Source organism: Bradyrhizobium sp. USDA 3315, from assembly GCF_054056795.1.
Genome location: NZ_JBSRYP010000001.1, coordinates 9,156,125 through 9,182,260, shown reverse-complemented (window position 1 = coordinate 9,182,260; position 26,136 = coordinate 9,156,125). Strand labels below are relative to the sequence as shown.

The following is a 26,136-nucleotide window of genomic DNA, read 5'->3' as shown; positions in this document are numbered from 1 at the left end:
AAATTCGTGAGTCGACAAACCAAAAATCTTGAGTCGATCCCGGGCGAAAACCAAAATTCGTGAGTCGATCATTTTGATCCACACAATGTAGAGCCGCACGCAACGCTTTGCCTGCTATATGTAGTCAAATGGCCGGTGTAACTCTGGCGTGGAATTGGGCGGCCGGACGATTCCGGCAGCCTTGGCCTCGGCCATCGAGGACGGGAGGGTCGCCGACCCTGCATTTATCGTGTCTCCTCGATACGGGCCGCAGATCGTCTGCTTGCCGGGGTGGCGACTTTATCGCCGTGAGTGACCGATCATCTCGACAGGGAAGAAACGGCGACCTATTCCGCGGACGGAGGCCTAACCGCCCTCGGCAAACCTGGCGAGATACGCTGCGGACTGCGCGAACACCTGCTTGTGCGCGGCGCGCACGACCATCAGGTTGAGTTCCGTCGCCTGCTCGGGTGAGGCCGGTGGCGGGAAGAGCGGATCCTCGTCGACGTCCGCCATCAGCAGCGCCGCGGTCGGCGCGATGGGATAGTAGATCGACAGCCTGGTCCGTCGGAACGGGGCGGGCGCCCTTCAGATTGATAGCAGGTTGGTCGCCGGTGACGAATGGCACTTCGGAGCGGTTCTCGACGATGACCAGCTTCCGCCGCCTTCGCTCGACGTAGAGGCTACTGCCGATGTTCGTCGCGGTGATGTGGATCATGACATTCCACACGCGCTCGAGGAAAGGACTCAGCTCGAGCGTGCGCTCCTTGATGCCGCGTGTCCGCATGTACTGCGTGCAGAGGAAGTTGAGGAAGGTGATGAACTCCGCGTCGTCGGTGTAGAAGCCGAGGTCACCGGCGAGCGCACGCTCCAGCGCCGGCGCAAATGAGGATTCGATGCTCGCATGATAGTCTTCGAGCACGTTCGACGCGTGCTCGTCGAGCTGCGCTTCGATCTTGGGCCAGTTCGGGCTTCCGCGGAACGGCTCCGCCAGTTCGAACGGCGCGATCAGCATTGCGACCAGGCTGCCGTGCGTCCGGACCGCCGACGGCCGTCCTTGCCCGAAAAGCATCTTGAGCAGCGCAAGGTCTTGAGGCGTCAGGCGCTGCAGCTTGTAGAAGTCGGTTTGCACGGCGAGTACGCGAGTGCCGCTCGGAAAGACGCGGTCATCCTGCAGACAGAACAGGCCTCCGTCCGTGGTCCAAGGGCGGAGGTAGTTCTGCCAGACGTGGTGATGGCGGCGCTAGGGCCGTTGAGGCGCGTTCATGGTCGACCGGAAATATTGAGGCCGCAGCGCGGCCGTATGGTCCCGATTATACGACGAAGCGGGCGAAACGGCGGCTTGGGACCGAAATTCCGCCGATCGGCCTGTAAAGGCCTCGGCGGAGACGAACGCTGATTGCGCTGGAGGCCCGCCATTACCTTCGGGATACGCATCGGTTGGTCGAAGGATGCGCGTCACGACAATTTTCGAAAGAGTTCCGAGCCGCACGCCTCATGATGTCGTTCAAGGAATTCATGGCCCGTCGCGGCTGGCCGCAGGTCCTAGTCTATTACGACTGCGGGGACGCGCAAGCCGCGAGGAACGCCGCCTAGCAGCGAGCCGGCGGTCGCCACATGCGGTCGGCGGCGGACAAGCCGCTCGATCCTACCTGGCCGACGCTGTCCACCGTCGAGGAGGCGGTCCACGCCGATGGGGCGGACCTTGCGGTCGCCGTTTCGTTGACGCACGACGTGGCGCCCGCGGTCCGCCAGTACGTCCAGAAGCTCGCCGCCGTCGGCACGCTGATGAAGGCAAGCCCCGTTGGCGGCCCATCCTACCAAAGCGTGCGATCGGGCAGCCACGCGGCGGCGATGGCGCTGTCCTTGTTGGGCGCGATACGCGCTTCGGTCAAGGGTGGGTCGCGCCGTGTTCATCTCTTCATCGCGGGGCCGAACGCCTTCGCATTCTTTCTGGGCCAGAGCCAAGCTGCCATCGGACCCGTTTCGATCTACGAGTGGGATTTCGATGGCCTGCGCGGCGGCGACTACAGCGTGGGCCTCGAACTCCGTAGGTCGCTTCACGACCGTCGCCTCGTTGTTCTCAGATCGGAAGGCCGAACTGGGGCTGCGAGACCCGGGCGACTGGAGAACCACGAACCGCTATTTTGCGGATCTGAGATCGTTCAAGAGGGAAGCAGCGACAGACTCCTCAGCGATCGAGAGGCCGTGCAGTTGCATCGCCGTCGTCAAGCCTTCATCCCAAGATGCACATAAGGCCTTTCCGGTGAGCTTCTGTCCGAGTCCTGATGCTCCTTCAACCGCTGATACGTAGTCGATGGCATCGAACCGCCAGGAACTGGCCCCATGCTCGCGCATCATGTGATTGCCGATGCGGACACCGGCCCAATCGAAATCGCCATGGTAGTGTAGCCTCGCTCCCGCTTCGGTCAGTTGCGATAACAGGCACCTCTGTGCCGCGGCGGGCATTCCGTCGGTACAAACCAACGGCTCGCAGCCGGCGCCCCAGCGATCGGCGGCGATGGCCACAAGGTTGGGGTTCTCGCAGACGTAGACCTTTCGACCCGCTACCCTCCATGCTGGAGGCGCGCGCAAGAGCGACCGCAACGAGGCGTAGACGGGCTCTCCCGCAAATTGTCCGTACCTCTCTGTGCCCTCGACGGGCAGATTCAGGAACAAAGCGGGCCGCGCCAATTCGTTGACCAGGACCCCGGCCTTGGCCCAGACGTCGCGGTCGCGCTCTGCCCGTTCGGCGGACTCGATTTCGGCCTCCCCTTCCGGCTCGTCGAAGCCTTCTTCGCCACCGGTCCGCGCAATCGGCCGCCGCCAGATCGTCAGGATCAGAGTCGCGGCCGGCCTGCCGCCATCGAGAGCGTGTGCGTCTCCCAGGGCTTCCGCGGCCAATTGCGAGCGCGTGAGGGCATTCGCGGGCAGTCGCCGCAGCGTCGCTTCGACCCTGCGGCACAGCTCGATTGCCGCATCCGGCTGCGAGCCTGAGAGCCGCTTGAGCAGACCTAGCCCCTTGGGAGTTCGCAGCAGCTCGACGAGCGCTTGGTGGGTACATAAGTCGAGAACATCCGACCACATCTGTCTCGATGCGCGCCGCGTTTCCGCCAGGTTCGCGATCGGCCCGTCGATGATTTCAAGCGCATTCCGCAGAGACATGGCGATGCCGGAATCGCGGAACGTCGCATCCACCCGGCCGACATCGACCTGCAGCGAGGAGGAATGGCGGACATGGCGGCCCAGCAGGGACGCCAAGAGGGCGTGCTCGTCGGAAGTCAGCTTGCCGATCCGGAAGCTTTCGACCTCCTCGCCATCCGGCGCCCGGGCGAACCGGTCGCGAAGCCGCTTGCGGAGGTTCGCGTATTCGGTTCCTCCGAGCAGGCGCTGTAGCCGTGGCTCGATCGGCGACCTCATGAAGGCGTAAACCTGCGGTCGGGATCGCTTTCGCGCCTCTTGGCTCTTCCGTCCCAGCTCCAACGGGAGACGAAGACTGCGTCGATTCCTTCGCGCCGTTGTAGTTGGCAGATCGCGACGCCAGGAAGCTCGGCGTAGCAGGCCCATTCGCGTTCGCTTGTGATGACGAAATCGAGATCGAACTCGCGAATTAATCCCATGCAATGCGCCCTCGCGGCGTCGTCGATTCCGGCGAACGCCTCGTCGAGCAGCATCAGACGCGGCGCCAGCGGAAAACTTCCCTGTGTGTAAAAGCTCGATATCGCTGCGAATAATGGCACGGTCAATCCGAGCGCCCGCTCGCCGCTCGAGGCGGGGCCGGAAAGCTTGCGCCAGTTTCCGTCCTGCCAACGCTCGACCCTGAAGCGATGCCAGCGCCTATAGTCCAGGGCACGGGAGAGTTGGTCTATCAATGGTCCGGCCGAATCCCTGCTTGCTCCCGAATCCGCTCGCTCTCGCTCGGCAGTGATGCGCTGTTGCAGCATGGCTCCGACGACTTTCCGGTCCTCGGCCGACCACAGATCCGCGTTGACGTTCAGCAGACGTTTGCGTGCGGCTTCCAACCCGACGGGAGCGCCTTCTTCTTCCGTCAACGGCGGCCATATCAGTCGGTAGCGCACCCCGGTCGATGTCGGACGGCTGTGTAGTTCCTTGTTTATCAAGTCTCGCCGTATTTCCGCAGCCTGCAGCAGGCGTTGCACTTCGGAGGCGATCTCCGCTTGCAAGTGATTTTCCAGCACCGTCCGCTCGCTCTCGGTCAGGAGTTCGCTCCGCTGGGCGATCTCCTCGGCGAGACGCGCCGCGAGCATGTCGGGGCGCTCCGGCCTGTTCTGGTAGATGACGTGCGCGATCAATCCCCAATCGTTCTGCTCCGCTTGGGCCCGGTGCCCGAGCGCGCTGAGCGCGGTCTGCAACTCCGTCAGTTCTTCGCTGATCTGCCTTTGAACGCGCGCCCACGCCTCGTCCTTGTCGTCCAGCGCCGACAACGCCTGCTCGGCGCGTCGGGCCAGCCCCAAGGCCGGATCGATCGTCCAGGGACCACCCATCTCCGGCAATACGACTTGCGGGATAGCGGCGGTTAGTAGACCGGTCGCGGTGAATTGCTGAAACCTCGATATCGCCTCGCTGCGTGCTGCGCTCCTCTGCTCGAAGAGGACGGTCGCGGTCGTGACCTTTTCATGAGCGACCGCGCGCGCCTCTCCTGCGTTTTTCAGGGCTTCCTCCGCATCGTCCAGAGCGATCTCTGCGGCATCGGATGCTGCGCGGGCTTCGTTCAACTGGCGCCGCAGTTCCTCGACCTTCGCACCGATAGCTTTGCGCAGCACGTCGAATCGAACCGCGGCCTCTTCAGCCTCGATTCTTGCGGTCGAGAGCTGGTCTTCATGCGCAGCAGCGGTCTCTCGCGCCTCGTTTTCGCGGACGCGTAGCCGCTCCAGATCGGGCAACGCAAGGCGTACTTCCAAGACGACTTGCGTAAGCCGCAGTTGGCTTTCCTGGTAGCGTCCTAGAGCCGTTTCGACGGCCGCCAGTTCGGAAGGTGACGCCGGCAGCCGAAGGTCGGCTGCGTCAGTGGCGCGCCGTCGCCGCACCGAAGCGAGTTCCTCTTCGCTCGCATGGAATTGCATCGCGGCTTCGGTCAACCGCTGGCGAGCCGTTGCCGCCTCGCGCGCGGCGGTCGCAGCGGAGAGATGAGCGTTGCGCAGGGCGTCGTCGGTCGGCGCACGGCGCCATTCGTCGGTCGCTTCATTCTGATCCCGAGCTAGTCCGTCGAACTCCGCCTGCAGTCCGATAGTCTCGCCGGCGATCTCCGCCAGCCGTTCCGAGATTTCCGCCGATCTTCGAGCGCGGGCGGCGGCGCGCGCGGAGTAACCGATGTGGACCGCTTCCTTCTTCTCCCATGCACCACTCAGGGCCCCGAGCCGAAAGCGGCCATCGGGAGCGATCCAGGACTCTGCCTCCGCTGGCTCGTCGTCCGCACAGGAGATTCCACGGAGGATGCTTTCGACGATCGCGTTAGGGACGCCGCTGTCGGCCGGCACGTCCGCGCGCAACCAGTCGGCAAGCGACGGCGATTGAGACCCTCGTTCGAGCATCTGCGCGTCTCGAAAGGGTGTACCTCGATCGGACGATTGGAGGCGACCGTCGGGCGAAAGCCAGGCATCGAGGAGCCCGGCCCCCTCCAGCGCGGCTTCTAATCCGGCTCGTTGAGGGAGCGTCACCGAGGGGTGAAAGTCCACCAACCTCCAGAGAGGGGCTCCTTCGCGCGCCTTGCGGGCTTCGGGATCGCGGGTATGCGGTGGGGACGGCTCGGGATCGATCCCGCCTTCTAGGCGGCTGCGTTCTTCCTCGAGATTTTTGCGTTCCGTCAGCAGGCCTTGCCGCCGACCTTCGAGCGCGACGCGGGTCGTCGCCAGGCGTTCGCTGGTCTCTTGCTGCGCGTCTTGCAGAAGCCGACGCGCGGGATTGTCGCCCGTCGGCGTGACGACCCACTCGGATAGGGAGGCGAGAGTCGCGAAGCGGTCGTCCGACGTGACGCGATGTTGCTTCAAGCCTGCGAAGCAATTCTCCCATGCGTCGATCAGGTTTTGGCCTTCGCGCTCCACGCCTGCATCGGCCGATTCGCGTCTCTCCGCGGCGGCATCGGCGGCGTCCTGACATTCGTCTCGGAAATTTCGGCGTTGCGTATTCAGCAACTCCGCCGCCGCCACTTCGGCATCCCGCCTCCGCAACGACGCAATTTCTTCGCGCCTGCCCTCAACGAGGGCTCGAAGTTCGGAGCCGGCCTTTTCGAAGGTCTGAGGCGTCAACGCCGCAAGCCGTTCGGCATCGAGCGTGGCAATCGGATTGTCGGCATGCGCGTTGAACACTCCGGCCGTGTCGGCGAAGGTCGCGCAATCCCGGCGCAGATCGGCGACGCGACGATCGATCTGCCGAACCCGCTCCGCCGCGGAGTTGGTCTCCCCAACGCTGGACGTCAATCGCCGGCTCGCCGTTTCCATCGCGCCTTCGGCGACGGCCAGAGCCCTCCGACGCCCTTCCGCGTCCTTTTCCGCCGATTCCAGGCGGTTCGCGTCCTCCATCCCCGCTCCCGAGCGAAGGGTATCGACGCGGGATCGCTCGCGTTTGAATTCGATTTCGGCCGCATCGCAAGCTTTGCGAGCTACGTCCTCGGCGGCCGAAGCGGTCTCCAGTCTAGCTTCTGCCTCGCCGCGCGAACGGCTCGCATTGTCGAACTCCGTTTGGGCCTGACGCAGCGTGCGCGCCTGCCTTCGCGTCTGCGTGCCCGCGTAGACACGGTATTTTTGGTCGAAGCGGTCGACGGCCTCGGCAAGCGACTGGTATTCCTTGAGCTGCTGGCGGTCCTCTTCCAACTGGCCCAGTGCCTCGGCGACGTCGGCCAGCAGTTCCGGAGCCAAAGGCGGCAATGCTTCCGTCAGCGCATTCGACAATGCCGTCTCGTCGGGCTTCTTCGACAATTGCGGTTGACGCAATTGGATCAGCGTATCCACTAGCGCGTCGTAGCGCCTTGCGCCCAGATGAAATAGCCGCTCGTCAACGGCGCGACGGTAGTTCGCGGCGGTGTCGAACACCTGACCTCGACCTTCGAGAGCCTCGCGCAGGCGCTCCTTAGTCAGGACCACTCGCTGCTCGCTCATCAGCCATAGATCCTGGTTGATGCGGGTCGGTTTGTCCGCGTCGTCCAGGACGAAGAACCAGCTTTCCACATTCGGGCGCGAGGCGGCGGCGGAGAGCCCGGCGCCGAGCGTGAGATAGTGCGGCGTGCCGTCCTTGTCGAGACGGCCGAATTCGATCCAGGAATAGCCGATCCTGCGATCGTAACTATTCATCAGGAGATTCCACGACATCCTCTTGCCGTTGTCGCCGTCGGGCTCGATGCGAGAGGGCTTTAGCTGTCCATCGAATAGAAAGGGAAGCGTCAGCGACAGCACCTTCGATTTGCCGGTACCGTTGTTGCCGCGTAGTAGCAAGTGACCGTCGCGAAACCAGAACTCTTCGCTGTCGTAATGGAACATCTCCACCAGCCCGAGGCGCAGGGGCTGCCAGCGATCCCGGACCGGAATCGGGAGCGCCGGTCGTTCGGAGGTCGCGGCAAAGGAAGTGGGCCGTTCGTTCACGCCGGACCCATCCCTTCGGCGATCGACGCCCGCCGCGCATCAGAAGGATCTCGGATTTCGGCCTCGCCGAGGCCGAAGCGGGCTATCGCAGGCAACGGTCGGATCCCCTCACTGCCGTGTACGATCAGTTGAAGCTTTTCCAACCGCTCGATGGCGATGCCGGCGAGCTCGCGCTCCGCCCCGGCTTCGCGGGCGGATTTACGCCAATATCGACCGTATCTGATCTTGGCATCGCGGAGAAAAGCGATGATCTCGTGCTCGGAGAACTCGATCCGATGCGGATTTGCTTCCGCGAGAGCATCGGATCGCTTGATCGCACTTGCGAGATACTCCGCGACGAGCAGGGTGGCGTGGGCGTCGGTGCCTTCAGCCGGCATGGCGACGTCGGTAAGCAGGCAAATCTCGTCCACAAGCGCCAGGCCTTCGGCCCGATGCTCCGCGGTCAGAGCCGAGGCTTCGCAAAGACGTGCAGCCATGGCCCCACGTTGATTGACGAAATATGCCCTAGCCTCGGCATCGAGCGTCTCGACGTAGATCACGGGATCGTCGAGGAGGCGCCGCGCGAGTTGGTGGCGAAGCGCGGTGCGACGTCCCTCGTCGCTGTCCGCGACGTGCTCGTCGACCAGCGCGCTCAGGCGTTCCTCGAGGGTCTCGGGGGCATCCTCCGGTCGCCACGTCGAGGGACCGCGCACGGCGGCGAGCAGGCCGGCGAGCGTCCGGCGTTGCACGTCGTAGAGCGCGTCGGCCTGCTCGCCTCGCGTCTGTACGAAGGCCTCTTCGTCGCCGACGACGCGTTGGAGCACTCCGATCTCCAGCAACGTCCGGCAAACCGCCACAAGTTCGCGGCGCTCATGTTGCGTACCGAGCGTGAAGGCGAAGCCAAGCGATGTCAGAACGGGCTCGGCAGCGAGCTGCAACAGCCTTTCGCCCAGCAGACGCAACGTGATCTGCGATTCTGAACGCTCGAGCGCGGCGCATGCGAGACATAGCAGGACGTAGCGGCGTCTATCGTAGTCGGGCAGTCCGCGCGTGGTCGCGGAGAGCTCGGCGGGTCGCTTGTACAGACGAGCCCCCTCCTGTTCGATATGCAGAGGCCATCCGGTTTCGCGGGAGAACCAGGCACGCAGTAGGTCGGCCTGCCGGCGTACTGAGGGAAATTCGTCGTGGGCCGGCGTCATCAGCGGAGTCATCAGGAGCGCGCGGACCGCCGTCCTGAACTCCTCGCGTTGATGTTTGCGCTGCTCCTGGCCGATGTTGCGGCTTCCTCGCGCATCCTCGGCTCTGGACATCAGCGCAAGTCCTGCGTCGGCGTGATCGTGATGAGGTGATCGCGCCCCGAAAAGATGCCGTGCGGCGTCGATATCTCTGCCCGGGTTTCCGCCGCCAGAGGCGTGAGGTCGATATGGAGCAGGCCATCACCCGTCTGCCGGGACACCGAGGCTTCCGGATCCGTCTGTTCCGTCAGCGCTTCGCCGAGTAGTCCAAGAAATAGACCGAAGGCATGTCCGTCGAGTTCCCCCAGATCCGAAAGTCGGGTGGGATGGCCGTTCGCGAGACGCCGCCGCGCGGCTTCTACCTGCAGAAACTCCTCGGCCAACTCCCGAGCCAGGCGTGCGCGGGCTTCGGCGCGATCCCGGATCCTGGCCATCGGCCCGCGCGGCGTCGCCTCGCCGTACTCGCGCAGTCGAGGATGGATCTTCAATGGTGGAGCATCGGCCCAGCGGGTGCTTGCCGGCAGATCGGCGTCGGCGTCCGTGTTCAATGCGAAATGTCGGGCAGGATTGAGCGCGAAGGCCGCGCGTGCCAATCGGTGAGCCTCGCCGTCGTTTTGACAGGCGACGAACCAGTTGGCCAGTATTCGGAAGTCCGCCGATCGATCGCTGCGCCCACTGCGGCGCTCGTTGAGCGCTGCGATCGCACCGAGCAGTTGCGGGATCGCGGATCTTGCCCTCGCGCGCAACAGTTCGGCCTGAGAGGGTTCGTGGCCGCTGCGGAAAAACCATCCATGGAGGCCCTTCCAACGTTCGCGCCAAGCGTTCCAATGGGACGTATGTGCTTCGACGCGATCGGTTTCGTTCCCTGGGGCGGCGTCGCGAGCTTCGCGCGCTGCGACTTGCTGCAGCAAGACGTCGATACGTGGATCGAGGGCGAGGATGTGGCTCGCGATCGTATCGGAGCGGCGTACCAAGTCGCCTATGAAACGCTCGAGATAATCTATCAGTTGCCGCTTGTAAGTCGATACGGCGCTAGACTCCGCCTGCTGCAGCTCGATGCTACGGGCGACGCCCGCCATGAAGGCCTGCGCATTCTCCGCCAGCCCCTCGAACACGCGTACGAGGTCGCGCAGCGTTTCGTGAACTTTCGCGACATCGGGTTCCTGCTCGCCCGCAAGCGTCTGCAGGGCCCGCAAGCGATTTGCGATGTCCTCGAGTGCGACAGTCTGCAGCTCCGCGCGCCGCTGCAGCGTTTGTATGAAGAGCGAAAGCGCAGCTTCGACAGCCTCTCCACCCTGCGAGAGACGGTAGAGGAAGCGGGCGCGATAAAAGTCGCTTAGACTTGAAACTCGCGCCGTATCGGGATGCGATTCTAGATTTCCCCATACGGTAAGCTGAGTGAGGGCCCCGTTGACTTCTTCTATTCGAGGGGGCGCGCCGCTCCACTCTGCCTCGGCCAAAACCTCGTCGGGTCTAAGCTGCAAGCGGTATTGCCGTTTGGCCGCCGCAAAGACGTCCATGATACGGCGATAGAATTCCGATTTATCGGCGCTTACGTGCCTGAAGAGGTCGGCCGACTCGCTCACGCTTCGCATGGGGCCTCATCCCAAGGGTCCTCCCTAACGGAGGGTTCGCGCAATACGTTAGTGGATTTGCTACCGGGTTGCACTCGATCCAGAGTCTAATCCGCGATAAAAGGCTTCACTCTACCGATCTTCGAATACAATAAGAAAAAATACATAGTAATTTCAATTATATATAGGTTCGCCATTTTGGTTTGAGTGGCGCGGGATGACTTCGCAGGCGCCTTCGTCGCCGACTTCGTGAATGGCTGCCTTGGCGTCGATCTCAACGCCGAACATGTTGGATGCCATCGCCTCCGACCCGGACCTCGGCGGTCAACCGGCGAGACTGACCCAATCGACGTGACCGGTCGTCATGTAGACGATGGCGCCCCGACGCGACCCGGTCGCCCGAAGGTACTGGACGAGTTGTCGCCGATAGGTCGAGAATTCGGCCTCCTTGGGGTCGACGTCGCTCTTCCAGTCGAAGACGACTCCCCCTTCGTCGTCGTAGGCGATCGCGTCTGCGCGGCCGCCGATCAGATCGTCGGCGGCGTCCGCCGAGGCGTATATCGGCACTTCCGCGACCATTCTTCCGCGATATCTGCTTATGTCGGGCAATCGCAGGGTCTTCAGGGCGGTCGCGGCGAGTTCGTGCCCGTCGAGGTCGGCATCGGTCGGCGAGATCGAAGTCAATTGACGAAGCAATTCGAAGGACCGGGCGGTCGCGGCTTCCGAGTGCTCCTCGAGCTCGCCGGAAATCAGTTCCTCCATCAGCTTATGGAGCAGAATGCCGCGCATGCGCCCGCCCTCGATCGCCGGCGAGGCGTGAATCGGCCCTTCCTCGCTCGTCTCGAAAGCAAGATCGACGGCGATCACGTCGGGATCGCCGTCGCTGGGCTTGATCCAGCGGACGCGGGGCCGAGCCATCGATCCGCGCCCGCTCTTCCCGAAAGATCGCGGCGCTTTGGAGATTCGCCACGGGGGTATGCGCGGCGAGCGGAGTACGGGGAAGGCGGCCGACGTCGAGTTCTGGCACCGTGTCGAGCTTAAAATCTAGGAGCTTCGCCCAAGAGGCGTCGTTGCTCCACGTGAAGTTTGGAATCACCAGGAGCTCCATTGCCCGCGTGCACGCGACGTACAGGAGCCGTACGTTCTCGTCCCTCTTCTCAGCCTCTTCCGTCCGCAGCGCGTCTCCGAGACCCGGCGGCACGATCTGGCCCAGCGCCCAATGCAGGCTCTCGTCCCGTCGTCGATGGACGAAGGCCTCCACCCGACGCGGCATGGACGAGCGGTTGATCGGAATGACGACCGGCCACTCGAGTCCTTTTGCCGTGTGCGCGGTGACGATCTCGATCGACTGTCCGTCGGCCTCCATCATGCCTTCCGGCGATGATGATCCGCTCGACCATTCGTCGTCGATGTCCCTGACGAACTGGACGAAGCCGCGGACATCGTAGCTGCGGGCCCGTTCGACGAAGCCGTCGACGTTCGCGAGCGCCCGCGCCGCCTGGTCACCGCTACGGGCTGCCACGATGGCGCGGATGCGCATTCGCTCGATGGCCTCGGCGAGAACGAAGGCGGGCGCCGTTCCGTTAATGCGACGGCGAAGGTCCGCCAGAACGGTCAACACTTCCCGAGCGGCCGGATTCCGGATCGCCGCCGGATCGGTCCGGAGGGAAAGACTTGCGATCCGGTCGCCGTCGACGGGAAGATCGCCGGTGATGTCCAGAAGCTCTTGCTCGGTCATAGGCCCACGAGCGGACCGCGCATGAGCGCTCCGAGCGCCAGCGTGTCGCGGGGGTCGGCCAAGGCGCGGATCAGCGCCACCAGATCCTGCGCTTCCTGCCGCTTGTAGAGGTTCTTCCCCGACTGCGAGGCGAAGGGAAGTCCCGCCTCCTCGAGAGCCCGTTCGTACCGCCACAGGTCCGTGGACACCGGTGCGAGCAGGGCGATATCGCCCGGACACAGGCGCCTGGTCTCTCCGTCGTTGAGCTTGATGTCGACGTTGCCGATGAGGCGCGAGCATACTTCGGCCACGGCTTGTGCTTCCTCGTCGCGGGCACTGTCGACCCTCGTCAAGGGGGGAAGCTCCACGGAAACCTTCGCCACGCACGGCAAGCCCTGCTCGCTGGCGGCCCTCGTGGTCTGCAAGGCAACGTAACCGGCCTGCTGCGACGACAGCCGTTCCTCGAAGCAACGGTTCACGTGATCCAGTATCTGGCCGCGAGACCCGAAGTTCGCGGTGACCTTGAGGATATTGTCGGGAAATTGCGCCTCGATCGTCTCGCGCACCCTGAGATACGTCGCCAGGTCCGCGCCGCGGAAGCGATAGATCGCCTGCTTCGGATCGCCGACTTTATGCGCATAACCTCCACGGCATGTCGCGGGACCGAACGCGGCAGACCCGTGGCCAACGGAAAATCGCGCGGGCGGCTGGGGGACCACCCGCGCTAGTCTGGGTGGAAGCTTGGCCATCCCGGGGGGCGCGATGCATGAGAAGCCAAGCCGTATTCCTCCCAGCAACTTGCGTGCCAGACGCTCGCGCGCGCAGGCTCGTCACGATGCAAAGCATAAACTCATGAAGCGCGGCGCTGGTCGACACCATGAAAAAGTGTGCGGGCGGCGCGAGAGCCGCCCGCACGAGTTGCGCTACGAAGCGGCTTGGGCCTACGAGGTCGTCATTAGCAACCAAGCCGCGCATGACTCAGCAACCGGCGTGCCAGACAATGAAGGGACGACGGGATGCCAAAAGTTGCGCCTTTTTCGCGCTGCGCCAGCCAACTGCTCGGGCGGCTTTCGAACATGAATGTCGGTAACCTGACCGGTGGTAGGAGCATCGGAGGGGCTGTACCCAAATCGGAGGTCGCGAGGTGATTGGATCAATCCTATTGTGCACACCGATCAGCGCGCCGCGCTCAACGCTGACCCTTGCAACTGCCCTCTTCGAGCGGGCAGTTGAGCGTTGCGGTCATTGCGCCGCAGTTGATCATGGTCAGCTTCATGGTCTCCGTCGGGCGGCAACTGCAGACGCGCGAGCTAAATGGCTGCATTGTTCTTCGTCGCCGTATTCCTTGACTGGCGAGCGTCACAATCCAGCCATCCATCTTGGCGCGTTGCGGGCTCGGCCTCCGGCCGCAGGATGCGCCCGGAGACGGCTTCGCGTCAGTGTCGATTGCCACTCATCGGCATGCTGCTGGTCGCGAATTAGTCAACAGTCCCCTTGTCCGCTGCGTTGCCGCCGGCTGCACTCTTCGCGCCCTTGGTCGACTTCCTGCCCACTTTCGCGCCCCAGGTCCTGAGCTTTGGCGAGGAGTCCTCGTCATCGCTCATGCCGCTCTGTATGTTGGTACGAAGCACGCCTTTACGAGCCTTGGCGTCGGTGGCGAGGCTTTGCGCAATGACGGGGTATGCGAGGAAAGCCGAAAGGCCGCATGCGATTACGGAGGTCTTCACTAGTTTCATCCATGGCTCCTGGATCGATTTTCTTGCGACAGAACGATTTTGGCGTAACGCTGGGCGCGCCAGCTTGCACCGTTCGCGTCGCATTGAGAGTACGAACGGTGCGGCTTCACATAATCTCTCGTATGTGGTCATCGTTTAGGAGATTTGGGGTGAATTCGCGAAGTTACTATCTTATTTGTGGCGGTGCAAAACATCCGTATCGACGTCGATCTTGCGCGTACTCTACTCAAGATTAGAGGGCGGTTTTTGGAGAAAGTTTTGCGCGGCTGATGAAAGTGACCTGCCTGAACATCCGCAGAAGTCAACCTGTCATCTCGACACGAAGTGTTCAGCAGGAGACAGCAGCAAGACTCGCGGCCTCGCAATTGTGTGACTGGATCCCGAAATATCTTGCCTCATACTAGGGGAGTGCGCTTATTGCGAATCTTCGCGCGGGCTTAAAGCAGATCCAAGGACGGCCGTTGCAGCCGCACATCATGCTCTATGTCGGGCAGCTCATCCGTTGAGGAACATTCCACGATCACGCCCAGTGTTGACGACACCAGCTTTGTCATTTTGTTTGTGCTACATCCCTGTCCGATGTTTCGCGTCTCTAAAGTCTTTACGCCCTGACGCGGCGTGAGGTTCAAGCGATTTCTGCGGTTTTGATTATCGGACCGATTCCCGTGTCGGCGGCCGCTTTCCAAGCGTCGTTCCTGACCGTGTTCATCAAGCTGATCTTCTGGGATCTGACGGGTCCGTGCCTGTCGCCGAAGCGGCTTGAGGAAGCGGTCGTGCGCTCGCCCTTTAAATAGGCCCAGTTTCTTCGGCAATGGGGACATTCGTTGGTACGGGCAACGGGCCGCCCCTCACGCTCGGATTCAAAGCCGTCCAACTGGAGATGCCGATCGAGAAACTGGTGTTCGCGTTCGCCCTGTCCCAGATCGGGGTGCCGTCGCTGGCCTGGGGTGAGACCTTCGCTTGCATGGGCGGGTTTTGCGTTGGCGGCACGACGTGGACGCGCTTGACTGTTCTTGCTCGCGCAGACCCGCCTGTTCGAGCCGGGTAGGCTTTGGATCGGTGGCCTCAACCATTCTCACGGCCGCCAAGCACAAGGGATGATCCTTCGTCACCTTCCTCGTCGAACAGGTTCGCCTAGATCAGCGATATTGAATGCGGGGTCAACATGATGAGAGCGAGAGGTAATCGCGCCCCTCATCAGTGCGCTTCGACCAGGCTGCGCCGATCTCGGTTCAGCCCACTTGCCGTGGTGGCGCGTGGCGCGCTCTCGATCGTTCTTCATGGACGATTCCGCCCTTCGCGGCAGATTGTTTCTCTTTCTACGCCGAATCGTTCCAACCTCTTGTGCTGCTCGACCGAGATTCGCCAGTCTTCTCCCTAAGCTTGCGGTTCAGCACGCGGACGCACGTGGCCTTTTTGATGGCTTGATCTGGCCGAAGACCGGCTTCGCCTCGATCGTCTGAGCCGCAACGCCGTTGATGCGACTTTCTTCCCCTGGGCTGCGCCCATTCCTCGCGAGACAAGAAAGTCGCCCCAACGGCGTCCTCCGCTCTGCTCCGGCCCGCGAGGGGTGCGTCGCCGATCGTCCTCGGCCTTTAGATCGCCATCGAGGCCGCGGTGGTCGCGGGCTCGAAACACAACAGGAGAAGTGACGTGGCTAACATCGGTTCTTTCCCCAGGGAGCGCGTCTCATCGGTATGTACGATAATCAGGTCTCATTCGGCCAGTCGCGCGTCCTGCTGGTCTGGACGCGGCTGATCATGCCGAATGGGCGTTCTATCGTTCTTGAGCGGCAGCCTGGCGCTGATAAGGCTGGCTATGCGGGTCTGGAAGACCAAGTCGACAATCACTGGGCAGAACTATTCAAGGCTGCGGCACTATCGACGCTTCTAGCTGTTGCGACGGAAGTAGGCGCGGGATCCGACACAAACAGCAACGACAGCGCGATTATCCAAGCGTTGCGTCACGGCGCCTCCGACTCACTGAATCAAACCGGACAGCAGGTCGTTCGCCGCAGTCTCGGCATCCAGCCTACCCTGACCGTGCGACCTGGCTTTCCGGTTCGTGTTCTGGTCAATCGTGACCTCATACTTGCGCCGTATGGAAGGTGAGAACATGCCAAAGCTCAAGATAGGAGAGCTTCCAGACGACAAGCCGGTCAAAGTGAGTACGGAGCTGCCGGCGGCCGTGCATCGTGATCTCATTGCATATGCAGAAGCCCTTACGCGTGAAGGTGGTCAAGTGGTTGAACCGACTAAGCTCATCGCCCCCATGTTGGCGCGCTTTATGGCCACGGATCGAGGGTTTTCTAAACTGAAACGTGAGGGGCACGTACCGGCCGCCGGCGAAGGGAAGTGATGGTCAATGCTTATCGAAGCTTTCGCGGGACGCTAAATAATTGCGATGTCAACTTAGGCTGCTGAGTTTGTCCTGACAGTTGAGATATCGTTTAGCGTTCCCACGTCCGCCCTAAACAACTCCGGTAGCCAGGCTTTGTCCATTTTCGGATGCGAGAGCGCTGGTCGTGGCGGACACCTATTCGGTCACTTCAGGCGCGTCACACTTCTCCTGCCATCCACGCTGACGGGCACGTCACCATCGATCGTGGCCCGACGTACCACGCGATGCTGGTCCCCGTAATCGTTGACGGCGTAATGCTGTGTTGCGCGATTATCCCATATCGCGATATCGCCCTCTAACCAGTTCCACCGCACAGTGTTTTCGGGCGCGGTAATATGAGACTGGAACAGCTCGAACAGCTTTTGTCCGTCATATTTGGGCACCCCAACAAAGTGCTTCACCAAGGCGCCGAGCACTAGCGTCCGCTCGTCCGTCTCGGGGTGGACGCGCACCACGGGATGCTCAGTCTCAAAAATCCTACTGGTGAACACATCGTCAAAGTGTTTCTTGTCGATGTCACGGACGCGCGCGATCCCAGCGTAATCGAAAACGTTGCTGTGAACGGCCCATAGCTCCTCGGCAAGGCGTTGTAGCGGCGGCGGCAGATCAAGATAAGCGGCTGCTGTGTTCGACCAAACGGTATCGCCTCCGAACGTTGGCATTACAACGGCTCGCAAGACTAAAATCTTGGGATAGGCTTCGGCGAAGGTCCCATCGGCATGCCAAACATCGGCGCGACTGCCGCCGCGAGTGGAGTCCAGTTCGAGGAGCGACGCCGTTCCCTTGGTAGCACCGAGCATCGGATGCGGCACTAGCTTTCCGAGACGAGCGGCAAAGTGCTCCTGCTCGGTGTCGGTGAGATGTCCTTGATTGCGAAAGAAGATCACCTTGTGCTCGAGCAACAAGCTGTTAATCGCAGCGATCGTGTGGTCCGGTAGATCGCCCGATAGCTTGATATTTTTGACTTCGGCACCGATGCGCGCTGCACGTTTCACAACATCGGTGCCCGGAATGACGTCATCGATCAAAGCCGTTGTGCTCCTGTTGATTTTCCAAGGCCCTGCAGTTCTTCCTCGCCTCTCGGTTCGCGAATGATCTGCAGCAAGCATCATGCCAGGCGAAAGACCGAACGTGTAGCCAGATCGCACTAAGCGGATCGCGATATTTGACGCGACTTATCGGACTGAGCCGTCGGTTCGACCGAGTGAAAGAACTCGATCTCCGACCTCGAATATCACCGGATCGCGAAGACGAAGCGGATAGCAGCAGCGGGCCAGCCGCGGATCTTCAGTTATGTTCTTGTGGTCACTTAACTGCTCTGAACAATGCAATGCTTCCGCAAAACCGGTAATAGTTCATGATGGTCGTGAATCATGTAGTCAGGCCCCGCGGCGCACAGGCGCGCTTCGGAAACAAATCCCCCCGTGATTGACACGTTGATAAGACCGAGATTGCGGGCGATCTCCGTCTCAACTGGCATGTCGCCCACGATGACGGTTCTTTCTGGGGATAGATCGTTGGCCTGCATATACAAACGCAGCCGTTCTTGCTTGCTCATGCTCCTAAACTGGGTTGCGCGGCTCTCAAATGCCAAAATATCCGTGACGTGAGTCTTGATTCCGAGTCTTCGCACTTGTGTGCGAATCGGCTCAATAATGTGATTGCTGACAATGACGGTTTGAACGGATCTCTGATCAAGGGCGAGCAAGACGTTTCGTGCCCCCTTACGTAAGGCAGCGTTGCGCGCCAAGAATTCGTAGGCGTCGTGAAAAATGGCGCTGTCGTTACTATGCACGACTTCGATTTCATCTTCCGACATGTCTAGGTTGCGGAAAAGAACCGAAAGAGGGAGTTCGAACTCCTCTCGAAGTCTGTGCATATCGACGGCTGATCGACCGAAGCGGCTCAAAATAGCATTAATGGTTTGCAGCACGGCATTGGCATCATCGAGCAGCGTGCCATTCCAGTCGAATACAACGGCGGATTTCATGCGTGAACCTAGACAAGTAATCGTGCGATATTAACGTGTTCGAGACTGGCTGTTTGCTGGTCTACGTGTTCGGTGCGATCCTGGTGGGTATGGTCGGACAGAGTGGTCAGCGGAACAACGCGCGCTAGTGAGCTGAGCGGGCGGACCGTTATTCTGAGGCGAGATGGGGGCGCAGAGCATGAGCATTGCTGCTTTTGTGGCCCTATTTCTGGATCGATTTACTTGAAGCAATGGTCATGCCAGCCGACGATCAAGGCCGAACGGGCTTTGGAAGGTCTGAACGCGTGCTATGCGCGCTGTACTGGACCTGACATGAGATTGTGCCTCTGTCAGAATGCGGACAAGAGTCTACCAGGTGCGATAAGTCCGAGCCGACTGACTCATTCGTGAGTATCGGTCGCAATTCTGGTGAGGCGAATGGGCTTCTCGATACCCTGAGTTGCTAGTCGAAGCTCGGGAGCGTTGAACAGCTTCCCATTGAGAAGACTGCAGCCAATGCTCAACATTCACTCTTCCAATCTGGCGCGAGCAACCATTGATGCCACAAGGCAAAAATACCTTGGGCGGCGTAGCGGCTAAACTATTGCTGCTGGATCCCGTGAGAGCTGCGCGTCGACCGCCGCTCTTGACAACGGTCAAGCATATGATCGTCTCAGTCCTGAACCAGGATAAGAGGTGCAACTTCTTGGTCTCGTGCCAGCTTGCTCGCGGCTAGGCCGGTGGCGACACCAATGCGGTCAGGCATGGGGCGATTTTGGCTCATCTTGCGCTTGCTTTCGACCCTGGTGATCGGGATGCGCACGCCGACGATTTCACGCAACTGGGCGGCAATGAAATCCACGGGAGCATCGCTGACGGCCCAAGGCGTCGCACGTGACGTTTCATGGATATTCGTCAGGCGCGTCACGATCTCAAGCAGGCGATCGGGATCGTCGAAGAACTCAATCGGCCCATGGGCATGGACCGCGATGTAATTCCATGTCGGCACCACATGCTCAGCTTGTCGTTTACTGGGATACCAGGATGGCGTCACGTAAGCTTCCGGGCCAGTAAAGATCGCCATCGCATCTCCGATCGTGGCGATGCGCCATTGCGGATTGCGCTTCGCAAGGTGCCCGTACAGCGTGCCGTGCTCGCCTTCGCTCTCATCGAGCAAGAGCGGAAGTGGCGTCGCAAGGGGCCCCGCCCGACGTGGCCGTGATCAGGTTGGCCAATCGAGCGCAGCGGATTGTCGCTCGCATGTTCTCGAGGTCGTCATCTCGAAAGGGGGACGGTATGTACACGAAGGGCGCTCCCGGTTGGGATGTCGTCGAGATGAACCCAGACCAACATGCTAGAAAAATGCCAGTTTCAGTCACCCCTTTGGAGGTTCGCCGTTGGATCCGGCCGCCTTGCTCGTGGCTTGGCCGCCTCATGATCGCCCGCTGACGTGTTCCTGGAGCCGTGATGTACCGAGCGAGGCAATTATGACGCGCCAGTCCGGTTCCATGGGGCGTTCGCTTTCATTCACTGCTCTGAATGTCTGGGGCGGCTGCTTACCGATTGGTGCGTGCCACGTTCAACCTGGAACCTACCAACGGCCGGCTTACCGAGAGCAGAGCGGACAGCGGTGCTGACAACGTTCCGCTGGCTGCGCCGATAACTCCCTCAGGCCACCTCGATATCTCTCGTGGCACTTGCGGTGGGGTCGAAATTTTATGAATGTCGCAGATTCCGATCTGTTTGATTTAATCGAGGTGAAGTGCGGAAGGACAACCTGTTATGGCCGATGGATTATGCGCGACGCATAACTAGTCTGGTTTTTTAGGGCAGAGTGTGTCCGAGGCGAAGGGTTGCCATGAGCGAGTTTATTTTCAGCGCAGGAATCGTTCTGTTTGGCTTTTGGCTGTCGCAATTGCGGCAATTCCTTTGTTTCTGATCGCGTTCAATCATCGGCCATCCGCCGTTCGATTGTCACTTCCTAACTCTCGCCTCCGTCAAACCTTGGTATATGCCGACGCCGCTAAGACGGCCTTGCTCCGTTCCGTTACTGGCGTTAACGCTGGGCCACTAGTTTGGTTAAAGGGAATACAGTGAGCAAAGCCCGGGAATTTATCGACTTCTGGATCGAGAATAGCGTTCACGCCGTCGAGCAGTATCGGACTCCCGGCGCGTCGCAGGATGTTGCGGAACTCACTGAGCGCCTTGTCGAGGCTGCCAAAGAGCAGGATATTTCCGAAGCCGAGTTGCGGGCTGAGATGAGCGATATCTCTGAGCACATTGGAGAGCGGCTCAGGGCTGCAAATAGGGCTGAGCGCGAACGGCGCACGCCCACCTAGGAGAGCGAAGTCCGCTTACCTACTAGCCGGACGTCGCCGGCTCAATGCGACGTTCCTCAACATTCGCTGCTGCTCAGCTATCAAGCTACCGCCATCCGATTGCGCGAACACCGCGACAGCCGCCGCTCAGCTATTCGCCTTCAAGGCCCGTGCCTTGAGGGACATCATGAGATTGAGCTTCTTAATGGCGGCGTTGCGCTCGCTCAGTTGCCGCGTAATTTTGCCGTCGACCCGCTTGAAAAACCCGAACGGCGTTACACGAAAGTTGCAAGACCTACATTGTGAATTGTTCCGGGGCTCGTCAGCTTGTCGACAGCTAAGGATCACAGCATGGGAAGGTCTCTAGCTAGACTGACAGGTCCGGCTTGATTTGCCCAGATCTGGGGGAGGAGAATCGGATGGATTGCTTTGACAATATCAACAGCTTCGACGACTCAGATCTCACGCAGACGTCTTTGCACCGGCAGAAAGTGCTGGGGTGGGCGAATGAGGCTGCGTGTTCGGCGATCCTGGATCATAACCGCTGTAGTTGACCGCCTCTTCATTGTTCGTCGGTGGCACGCGAGGTGGCCGGCGGCTTCGAGAGCTGCCGTCGACGTTTGCTTCCGGTGGAGCTGTGCCTTTCCTGGAGGGGCCCGCGTGCAGCTTTTCGGCCGTTTCCGGCATCTATGAAATTGGTGATGCAAGCAATGAAGAAGTCAACGATACGAGAGCTTTCCCTCGTCTACAAGCTGTGCGTTCTGAGCGTTGGGGTGCTGGTCTCCTCGGCAGCTGGCGCAACTGACGATTTGATGAGCGCTGCCAAGGAGGCATTCAAACCGATTCCTTCGGTCGTTCCTGCGATAAAGGACAACACAGTCACCCACGAAAAGGTCGAACTTGGCAAGACACTGTTCTTCGATCCGAGGCTATCGGCGAGCGGGATCATTAGCTGCAATACGTGCCATAACCTTGGCGCGGGCGGCGTAGATGCCGGTCCAACGTCGGTGGGGCATGGCTGGCAGCGGGGTCCACGTCGGGCACCTACCGTCTATAACGCAGTATTCAATGTGGCGCAGTTCTGGGATGGGCGCGCGGCAGATCTCAAGGCGCAAGCCACCGGCCCCATCCAGGCGAGTGTCGAAATGAATGCCACGCCGGACAGGGTACTCAATACGTTGAATTCGATGACCGACTATGTCGTCATGTTCCAGAAAGCGTTCCCGAACGAGGCGAGGCCCGTCACCTTTGACAATTCCGCCAAGGCGATCGAGGCTTTCGAAGCGACTCTGATTACACCTGCTGCCCCGTTTGATCAGTACCTCAAGGGCGATGAGCATGCTCTCGATGATCAGCAGAAGGCGGGACTAAAGTTATTCATGGAAAAAGGATGCTCGTCTTGCCACAATGGAATCAACGTCGGTGGACAAGATTACTTCCCGTTCGGCGTGGTTGAAAGGCCGGACGGAACGCTGCTTCCATCCGCCGACAAGGGCCGTTTTGCGGTTACCAAGGTAGCCAGCGATGAATACGTTTTCCGCGCCGCGCCGTTGCGCAACGTCGCGTTGCGGGCCCCGTACTTCCACTCGGGCCAAGCCTGGAGCCTTAAGCAAGCGGTTGGCGTGATGAGTGAGACCCAGCTCGGCGCGAAGCTCAGCGATAAAGAGGAAAACGACATTGTCGCGTTTCTAAATTCGCTAACTGGGCAGCTGCCCAAGATCGAATATCCGAGACTGCCCACGCGTAGTGATACAACGCCAAGGCCCTCTCTAGACAAATAGAACCACCGATAAGGCGGATGCCGTGCGTCCATGGTTCAATGACATTCAGGATGTGCGCGTCGCTAAGCGTGTCCAATCTTAATTGTCGTTGTCCACGCGTCTATGATCACCGACTCCATGCCGTTCTTCAGTGCATCGTCGGGATATCGGAGATCCTCGTAGTTATCGAGCGCGACGACGGCTACATTAAATTTGGAGAGGTCAGGATCGCCAACATCGGACTTGAAGGTCTGCCAGAGCTGCGGCAAGCCCTGGCCGAGCTTTTTCAATTCCTGAAGGGTCCTCGTCTTCACCATCGCGCCCTTCAACATGCATTCGATTGCGTGATGAAGAAGGTTGCCGCAGATCGGGTTGAGGCCAGCGGTCACGGCGTGCCTGCCCGCGACATAGTACTGGCACCCGCTCCCAGAAGTGATTCTGTCGCTGTGCGGGGTTTTGCATCCAGCACCCTGAACGAAAATCGAACTGTCGTGTCGCGCTCAAGGAGTGATCCGTAGGCGTCGGTAATTCGTTGATTTTACTGATATCGGTTGACGACGGCTTGCAACACGGAGACGGGCAATGGAACGAAGCCGAAACTGCAACAAACCTTTATTTTATCGGCACAAATGCTGGCGATCCCGGTAGGATTGGCGAGATCGGCGAGTATCTGGGATTCGGCGGCCAATATGCGCCGAGGATGGCCGGCAAGGAGGTTCGCGCAGCAGTGGCTGCATTGAACGTGGTTATGGCTGAGGATGAGCCGGCTGCTGCGCAGGGCGCGCGGTGACACGCTGTCGATACGACAGCGCACCTGACCGTCCCTATGATGACTGTAACCCAGGGGCGGCGCTGTCGAGCTTTATCGCTTGCGTCGGGCTGTAGTCAGGATTACCGCCGCGCGGAGGGCCGCACCATGGCGAGGTCTCTCGTTGTACACAGGGATCGGGTACCCGAGTCGCAGAAGATTTATCGCGCGGCACAGTACGTCCGCATGTCCACCGATTACCAGCAATACTCAATTGAAAATCAGGCGGTGGCAATCGCCGCCTATGCCGAACTCCACAGACTCAGGATCGTTCGCACCTATCGTGACGAAGGGGAAAGCGGTCTCAAAATCGAGAATAGAACAGGCTTAACCGAACTGATCAATGACGTCCAGACTGGTCACACGGACTTCGGTCATTTGCTAATTTTCGATGTCAGCCGCTGGGGCCGCTTTCAAGACGTAGATGAGAGTGCGCACTACGAATTCATCTGCCGAAGGGCCGGCATCAAAGTTGCCTATTGCGGCGAGCAATTCGATAACGACGGAGGCCTGCTTTCGAGCATTGTCAAGAATATCAAGAGGGTCATGGCGGCGGAGTTCAGCCGGGAGCTATCAGTCAAGGTTCTTGCAGGAGCTTTACGCCTGGCAAATCGCGGGTTCAAGATGGGTGCCCCAGCACCTTATGGGCTAGAGAGACGGCTCGTTGACGACAAATGTAAGGCGAAAGGAGTTCTGCATAGCGGTGAGCGGAAGTCTCTTACCACCGACCGTGTAAAACTTGGGCCAGGTTCGCGAGATCAAGTCGCCGTCGTTAAATGGATCTTCGATGAATATCTACGATGCAAATCGCAGGCGAGAATTGCGCGAGAGCTTAACCGACGAGGCGTCCTCACGAACCGAGGGAGCCGATGGCGTTCGAGTTCGATAGGCGTAATTCTTCATAACGAAGCTTATATCGGCAACTTCATCTACAATCGCTGTACCGAGAAACTAGGGGCGAAGCGAACGCGGAATCCCAGAGAGCTCTGGATTAGAAGTGATGACTCGATTGAGCCAATCATCAAGTGTGACACATTTCTGCGAGTAAAAAAGGCGATGGAGGAGCGTCAAGTCTGCATTTCCGAGGAGGAGATGCTGGTACGCCTCCGTAAGGTTCTGATGAAGAAAGGCAAGCTCAATGCTTCGATTATTGATGAAAGCTCCGGATTACCTTCACTCACCTCATATTTGAATCACTTTGGCACCCTTCGAAATATCTATCGGTTGATTGGCTACACCGGCAACCAAGGCCGCCTGGATAAACTCGCCGAGCACAGACAGTGGGTCAATTTCCACCTCGAGAATGCCTACCGTCTTCGGGACGCCTTTGAGGGGGCGGGTAGGAATGCCAAACTTGATCTGTCGATCGAATGTTTACGGATAGATAACGCCGTGAACATCTGCTTCCGTGTGGCTAAATGGCGCAAATATGGGCGCGAGCCGATACGCTGGTTGTTGAGTAGTCGCGTGCGATGGCCGAAGGGATGGGTAGTTGCGCTAAGGATGGGGGAGAACAACGAGGCAGTCCTGGACTATTTATTATTGCCGTCGGCGTCGCTTTCGTTCAAAAGTCGGGTATTCCGGTTTTCTGAAGACACGCGCGCGGTTCACAAAATAGAACGCTTTCAGACTTTCGAAGCTCTGTCTCGATCGCTCATAAAGCGCGTCTGTGAGAGAACGAGCAAAGCGAAGCAGACCGAAAGAGGCCGGACCGTCTAAGTGGGCGCTCGCTGGAACATCGTTGTAAGCAATATGAGCACACTGCTCGGGATTGTACGTTCCCAAGGCCCCCAACCTCTTACCAAATTTTGTGGTCCGACGTGACGACTCAGGCGCGCGGAGGCCGCCGCCGCCCGGTGTCGCCCGTTACTTACAAGGTGACTGGCACCGCCGTCATTTCCCTCAAGGAATAGTGAAATCCAGAAACTACGGAGAGCGTCGCCATGATGAAGGGCGGGCGGCGCGGATCATTTTCGCGTCGGTTGAATTTTTCGCATGGGCGCGTAAGCGCGTTGCTTGTTGCTGCGAGTGACGCTGGTGTCCTGCCAAAAGGTTCGGGGAAATCCAATCCTAGCCTCTCGCCGCCAGAGCTTGCGCATCTGAACAGATGAGTTCGATTGGCGAGTAGTTAGCGTCAAAGGTCGCCGCAAGATGCTGCGGGCAGACGTTCCTGGTAGAGCCAACCAGGCAATCCGGATGTGGACGCTGACATCAAAGCCAGACTCCACCATCGAGCGCTTGGAAAAGGGCTACCTGGACGCCTTGTCGTCTGTCGATCTCGCCGAGAACATCGGCAAACAGCTTCATGCGGATACTCGATACACCGATCAGGGCCGACAGGATCAGTACCGCGATCACATCCTGCACCAGGCCGTGCCCGTATTTCATCAGGGGCGCTGCGCGATCTCGAGAGCCAAGCAGGAGCTCGACCGCATGCGCGCTCGTCTACAACTTCCGAAGGCCGATCCAGCCGACGCGGCAGGGGCCATCGCGAAGATGGAAATTCGGACATGGCTGCGCGGTTTGCCGCAGGTCGAACGCGACAAGATCACCAGGGCAGAGAACCTCGATCCGCAGGTCCGCGCGGCCATCATCGAGGCAGCGCTCGCTTTGACGGGTGTGGCTGACAGCCATCTAGCCGTGCTGAAAGAGAAGGTTTTGCGCGACGTGCATGGCTCGCTGATCGATGACATCGCCCAGTTGGAGGACGCGATCAGCGTGGCAACATCGGCAATCGAGGCCGGACGGGAGAGCGTTCACATTGATACCGGCATGACGATTGAGCAGTTCAATGCCGCCGCGGCCCCAATCGAACAGCGTCAGAAAGTGGCCTGGCTGCGTCGCGGTCGCGTGGTGGATCTCAAGCACGGTGTTGAGCGTGACCGTGCCCGCGGCGTGCTCGGCTCGCTCGGCATCGACACGGTGACGCCCGACGTTTAACCGCTGGGCCAGCCAGAAAATACGTCGCCGGTCTCAGAAATGTGCGCCCGGCGGCGTTCATTCCAAAACCTGGGCCATGAAAATTTCCCAAGCGCGAGCAAACGTCAGTGCCCCCGCCCGAGTTGC

The 26,136-nt window shown here is 60.2% G+C and carries 19 protein-coding genes and 4 pseudogenes; 9 read left to right on the top strand and 14 right to left on the bottom strand.

Annotated features, from left to right (window positions below; translation table 11 throughout):
• Positions 1-124 precede the first annotated feature (124 nt).
• A pseudogene (locus ACVIYL_RS42845) lies at positions 125-1,207 on the bottom strand (DUF4238 domain-containing protein); the annotation flags it as partial.
• A 389-nt stretch (positions 1,208-1,596) separates the two neighbouring features.
• Here ACVIYL_RS42845 and ACVIYL_RS42840 point away from each other — a divergent pair.
• Complete coding sequence (locus tag ACVIYL_RS42840) at positions 1,597-2,235, top strand: SAVED domain-containing protein (protein ID WP_456781482.1); 639 nt, start codon at positions 1,597-1,599, stop codon at positions 2,233-2,235.
• On the opposite strand, the gene ACVIYL_RS42835 is transcribed toward ACVIYL_RS42840, so the two are convergent.
• The 8 genes from ACVIYL_RS42835 to ACVIYL_RS42800 form a co-directional block, all read right to left on the bottom strand.
• Complete coding sequence (locus tag ACVIYL_RS42835; protein ID WP_456781481.1) at positions 2,122-3,399, bottom strand: TIGR02679 family protein; 1,278 nt, start codon at positions 3,397-3,399, stop codon at positions 2,122-2,124. The two genes, ACVIYL_RS42840 and ACVIYL_RS42835, sit on opposite strands and share 114 nt — an antisense overlap.
• Positions 3,396-7,574: a TIGR02680 family protein gene (locus ACVIYL_RS42830; RefSeq protein ID WP_456781480.1), complete on the bottom strand. Its 4,179-nt coding sequence runs from the start codon at positions 7,572-7,574 to the stop codon at positions 3,396-3,398. Before ACVIYL_RS42830 ends, ACVIYL_RS42835 begins: the two co-directional genes overlap by 4 nt.
• Entirely contained in the window at positions 7,571-8,863 is a 1,293-nt protein-coding gene (locus tag ACVIYL_RS42825; RefSeq protein WP_456781479.1) for a TIGR02678 family protein, read from the bottom strand. The genes ACVIYL_RS42830 and ACVIYL_RS42825 overlap by 4 nt, the downstream gene beginning before the upstream one ends.
• Positions 8,863-10,383, bottom strand: coding sequence for a TIGR02677 family protein (locus tag ACVIYL_RS42820; protein WP_456781478.1), 1,521 nt, complete (start codon positions 10,381-10,383; stop codon positions 8,863-8,865). Before ACVIYL_RS42820 ends, ACVIYL_RS42825 begins: the two co-directional genes overlap by 1 nt.
• A 303-nt stretch (positions 10,384-10,686) precedes the next feature.
• Positions 10,687-11,151: a PD-(D/E)XK nuclease family protein gene (locus ACVIYL_RS42815; protein ID WP_456781477.1), complete on the bottom strand. Its 465-nt coding sequence runs from the start codon at positions 11,149-11,151 to the stop codon at positions 10,687-10,689.
• A complete protein-coding gene (locus tag ACVIYL_RS42810; protein ID WP_456781476.1) occupies positions 11,129-12,100 on the bottom strand; it encodes a 3'-5' exonuclease in 972 nt (323 codons plus the stop codon). The genes ACVIYL_RS42815 and ACVIYL_RS42810 overlap by 23 nt, the downstream gene beginning before the upstream one ends.
• The gene (locus tag ACVIYL_RS42805; RefSeq protein WP_456781475.1) at positions 12,097-12,828 is read right to left on the bottom strand and encodes a 3'-5' exonuclease; all 732 of its coding nucleotides are present in this window, start codon (positions 12,826-12,828) and stop codon (positions 12,097-12,099) included. Before ACVIYL_RS42805 ends, ACVIYL_RS42810 begins: the two co-directional genes overlap by 4 nt.
• A 729-nt stretch (positions 12,829-13,557) precedes the next feature.
• On the bottom strand, positions 13,558-13,815 hold the full coding sequence (locus ACVIYL_RS42800) for a hypothetical protein (RefSeq protein WP_310881359.1): 258 nt from the start codon (positions 13,813-13,815) through the stop codon (positions 13,558-13,560).
• Between the two features lie 665 nt (positions 13,816-14,480).
• Here ACVIYL_RS42800 and ACVIYL_RS42795 point away from each other — a divergent pair.
• Complete coding sequence (locus ACVIYL_RS42795; RefSeq protein WP_310885063.1) at positions 14,481-14,609, top strand: hypothetical protein; 129 nt, start codon at positions 14,481-14,483, stop codon at positions 14,607-14,609.
• A 271-nt stretch (positions 14,610-14,880) separates the two neighbouring features.
• Here ACVIYL_RS42795 and ACVIYL_RS42790 read toward each other — a convergent pair.
• Positions 14,881-15,044 (bottom strand): annotated as a pseudogene (locus tag ACVIYL_RS42790) (DUF736 family protein); the annotation flags it as partial.
• A 444-nt stretch (positions 15,045-15,488) separates the two neighbouring features.
• Between ACVIYL_RS42790 and ACVIYL_RS42785 the strand changes: the two are divergent.
• Together ACVIYL_RS42785 and ACVIYL_RS42780 are read left to right on the top strand one after the other, a co-directional pair.
• A pseudogene (locus ACVIYL_RS42785) lies at positions 15,489-15,926 on the top strand (TrbI/VirB10 family protein); the annotation flags it as partial.
• 4 nt (positions 15,927-15,930) lie between these two features.
• Positions 15,931-16,173 carry a DUF2274 domain-containing protein gene (locus ACVIYL_RS42780; protein ID WP_076829174.1) on the top strand — a complete coding sequence of 81 codons (243 nt, stop codon included), beginning with the start codon at positions 15,931-15,933 and terminating at the stop codon, positions 16,171-16,173.
• Positions 16,174-16,358: 185 nt separating this feature from the next.
• Here ACVIYL_RS42780 and ACVIYL_RS42775 read toward each other — a convergent pair whose 3' ends face one another.
• From ACVIYL_RS42775 to ACVIYL_RS42765, 3 genes and pseudogenes are all read right to left on the bottom strand, one after another.
• Positions 16,359-17,264 (bottom strand): TauD/TfdA dioxygenase family protein, encoded by a 906-nt coding sequence (locus tag ACVIYL_RS42775; RefSeq protein WP_456781958.1) that lies wholly within the window; start codon positions 17,262-17,264, stop codon positions 16,359-16,361.
• A gap of 260 nt (positions 17,265-17,524) precedes the next feature.
• Positions 17,525-18,205 carry an HAD family hydrolase gene (locus tag ACVIYL_RS42770; protein WP_076829098.1) on the bottom strand — a complete coding sequence of 227 codons (681 nt, stop codon included), beginning with the start codon at positions 18,203-18,205 and terminating at the stop codon, positions 17,525-17,527.
• A gap of 652 nt (positions 18,206-18,857) precedes the next feature.
• A pseudogene (locus tag ACVIYL_RS42765) lies at positions 18,858-19,488 on the bottom strand (FMN-binding negative transcriptional regulator).
• A 789-nt stretch (positions 19,489-20,277) separates the two neighbouring features.
• Between ACVIYL_RS42765 and ACVIYL_RS42760 the strand changes: the two are divergent.
• Both ACVIYL_RS42760 and ACVIYL_RS42755 read left to right on the top strand, forming a co-directional pair.
• On the top strand, positions 20,278-20,523 hold the full coding sequence (locus ACVIYL_RS42760) for a hypothetical protein (RefSeq protein WP_028336511.1): 246 nt from the start codon (positions 20,278-20,280) through the stop codon (positions 20,521-20,523).
• A gap of 689 nt (positions 20,524-21,212) precedes the next feature.
• Positions 21,213-22,283, top strand: coding sequence for a cytochrome-c peroxidase (locus tag ACVIYL_RS42755; RefSeq protein WP_082190843.1), 1,071 nt, complete (start codon positions 21,213-21,215; stop codon positions 22,281-22,283).
• Between the two features lie 62 nt (positions 22,284-22,345).
• On the opposite strand, the gene ACVIYL_RS42750 is transcribed toward ACVIYL_RS42755, so the two are convergent.
• Complete coding sequence (locus ACVIYL_RS42750; protein ID WP_310881388.1) at positions 22,346-22,651, bottom strand: hypothetical protein; 306 nt, start codon at positions 22,649-22,651, stop codon at positions 22,346-22,348.
• A gap of 143 nt (positions 22,652-22,794) precedes the next feature.
• Here ACVIYL_RS42750 and ACVIYL_RS42745 point away from each other — a divergent pair, with 143 nt between their 5' ends.
• The 3 genes from ACVIYL_RS42745 to ACVIYL_RS42735 all read left to right on the top strand — a co-directional run bounded on the left by ACVIYL_RS42745 (position 22,795) and on the right by ACVIYL_RS42735 (position 26,010).
• Positions 22,795-23,052 (top strand): hypothetical protein, encoded by a 258-nt coding sequence (locus tag ACVIYL_RS42745; RefSeq protein WP_456781474.1) that lies wholly within the window; start codon positions 22,795-22,797, stop codon positions 23,050-23,052.
• A gap of 126 nt (positions 23,053-23,178) precedes the next feature.
• Positions 23,179-24,789, top strand: a complete 1,611-nt coding sequence (locus ACVIYL_RS42740) for a recombinase family protein (RefSeq protein ID WP_456781473.1) — start codon at positions 23,179-23,181, stop codon at positions 24,787-24,789.
• 477 nt (positions 24,790-25,266) lie between these two features.
• Positions 25,267-26,010: a hypothetical protein gene (locus ACVIYL_RS42735; protein WP_456781472.1), complete on the top strand. Its 744-nt coding sequence runs from the start codon at positions 25,267-25,269 to the stop codon at positions 26,008-26,010.
• Positions 26,011-26,136: the final 126 nt, after the last annotated feature.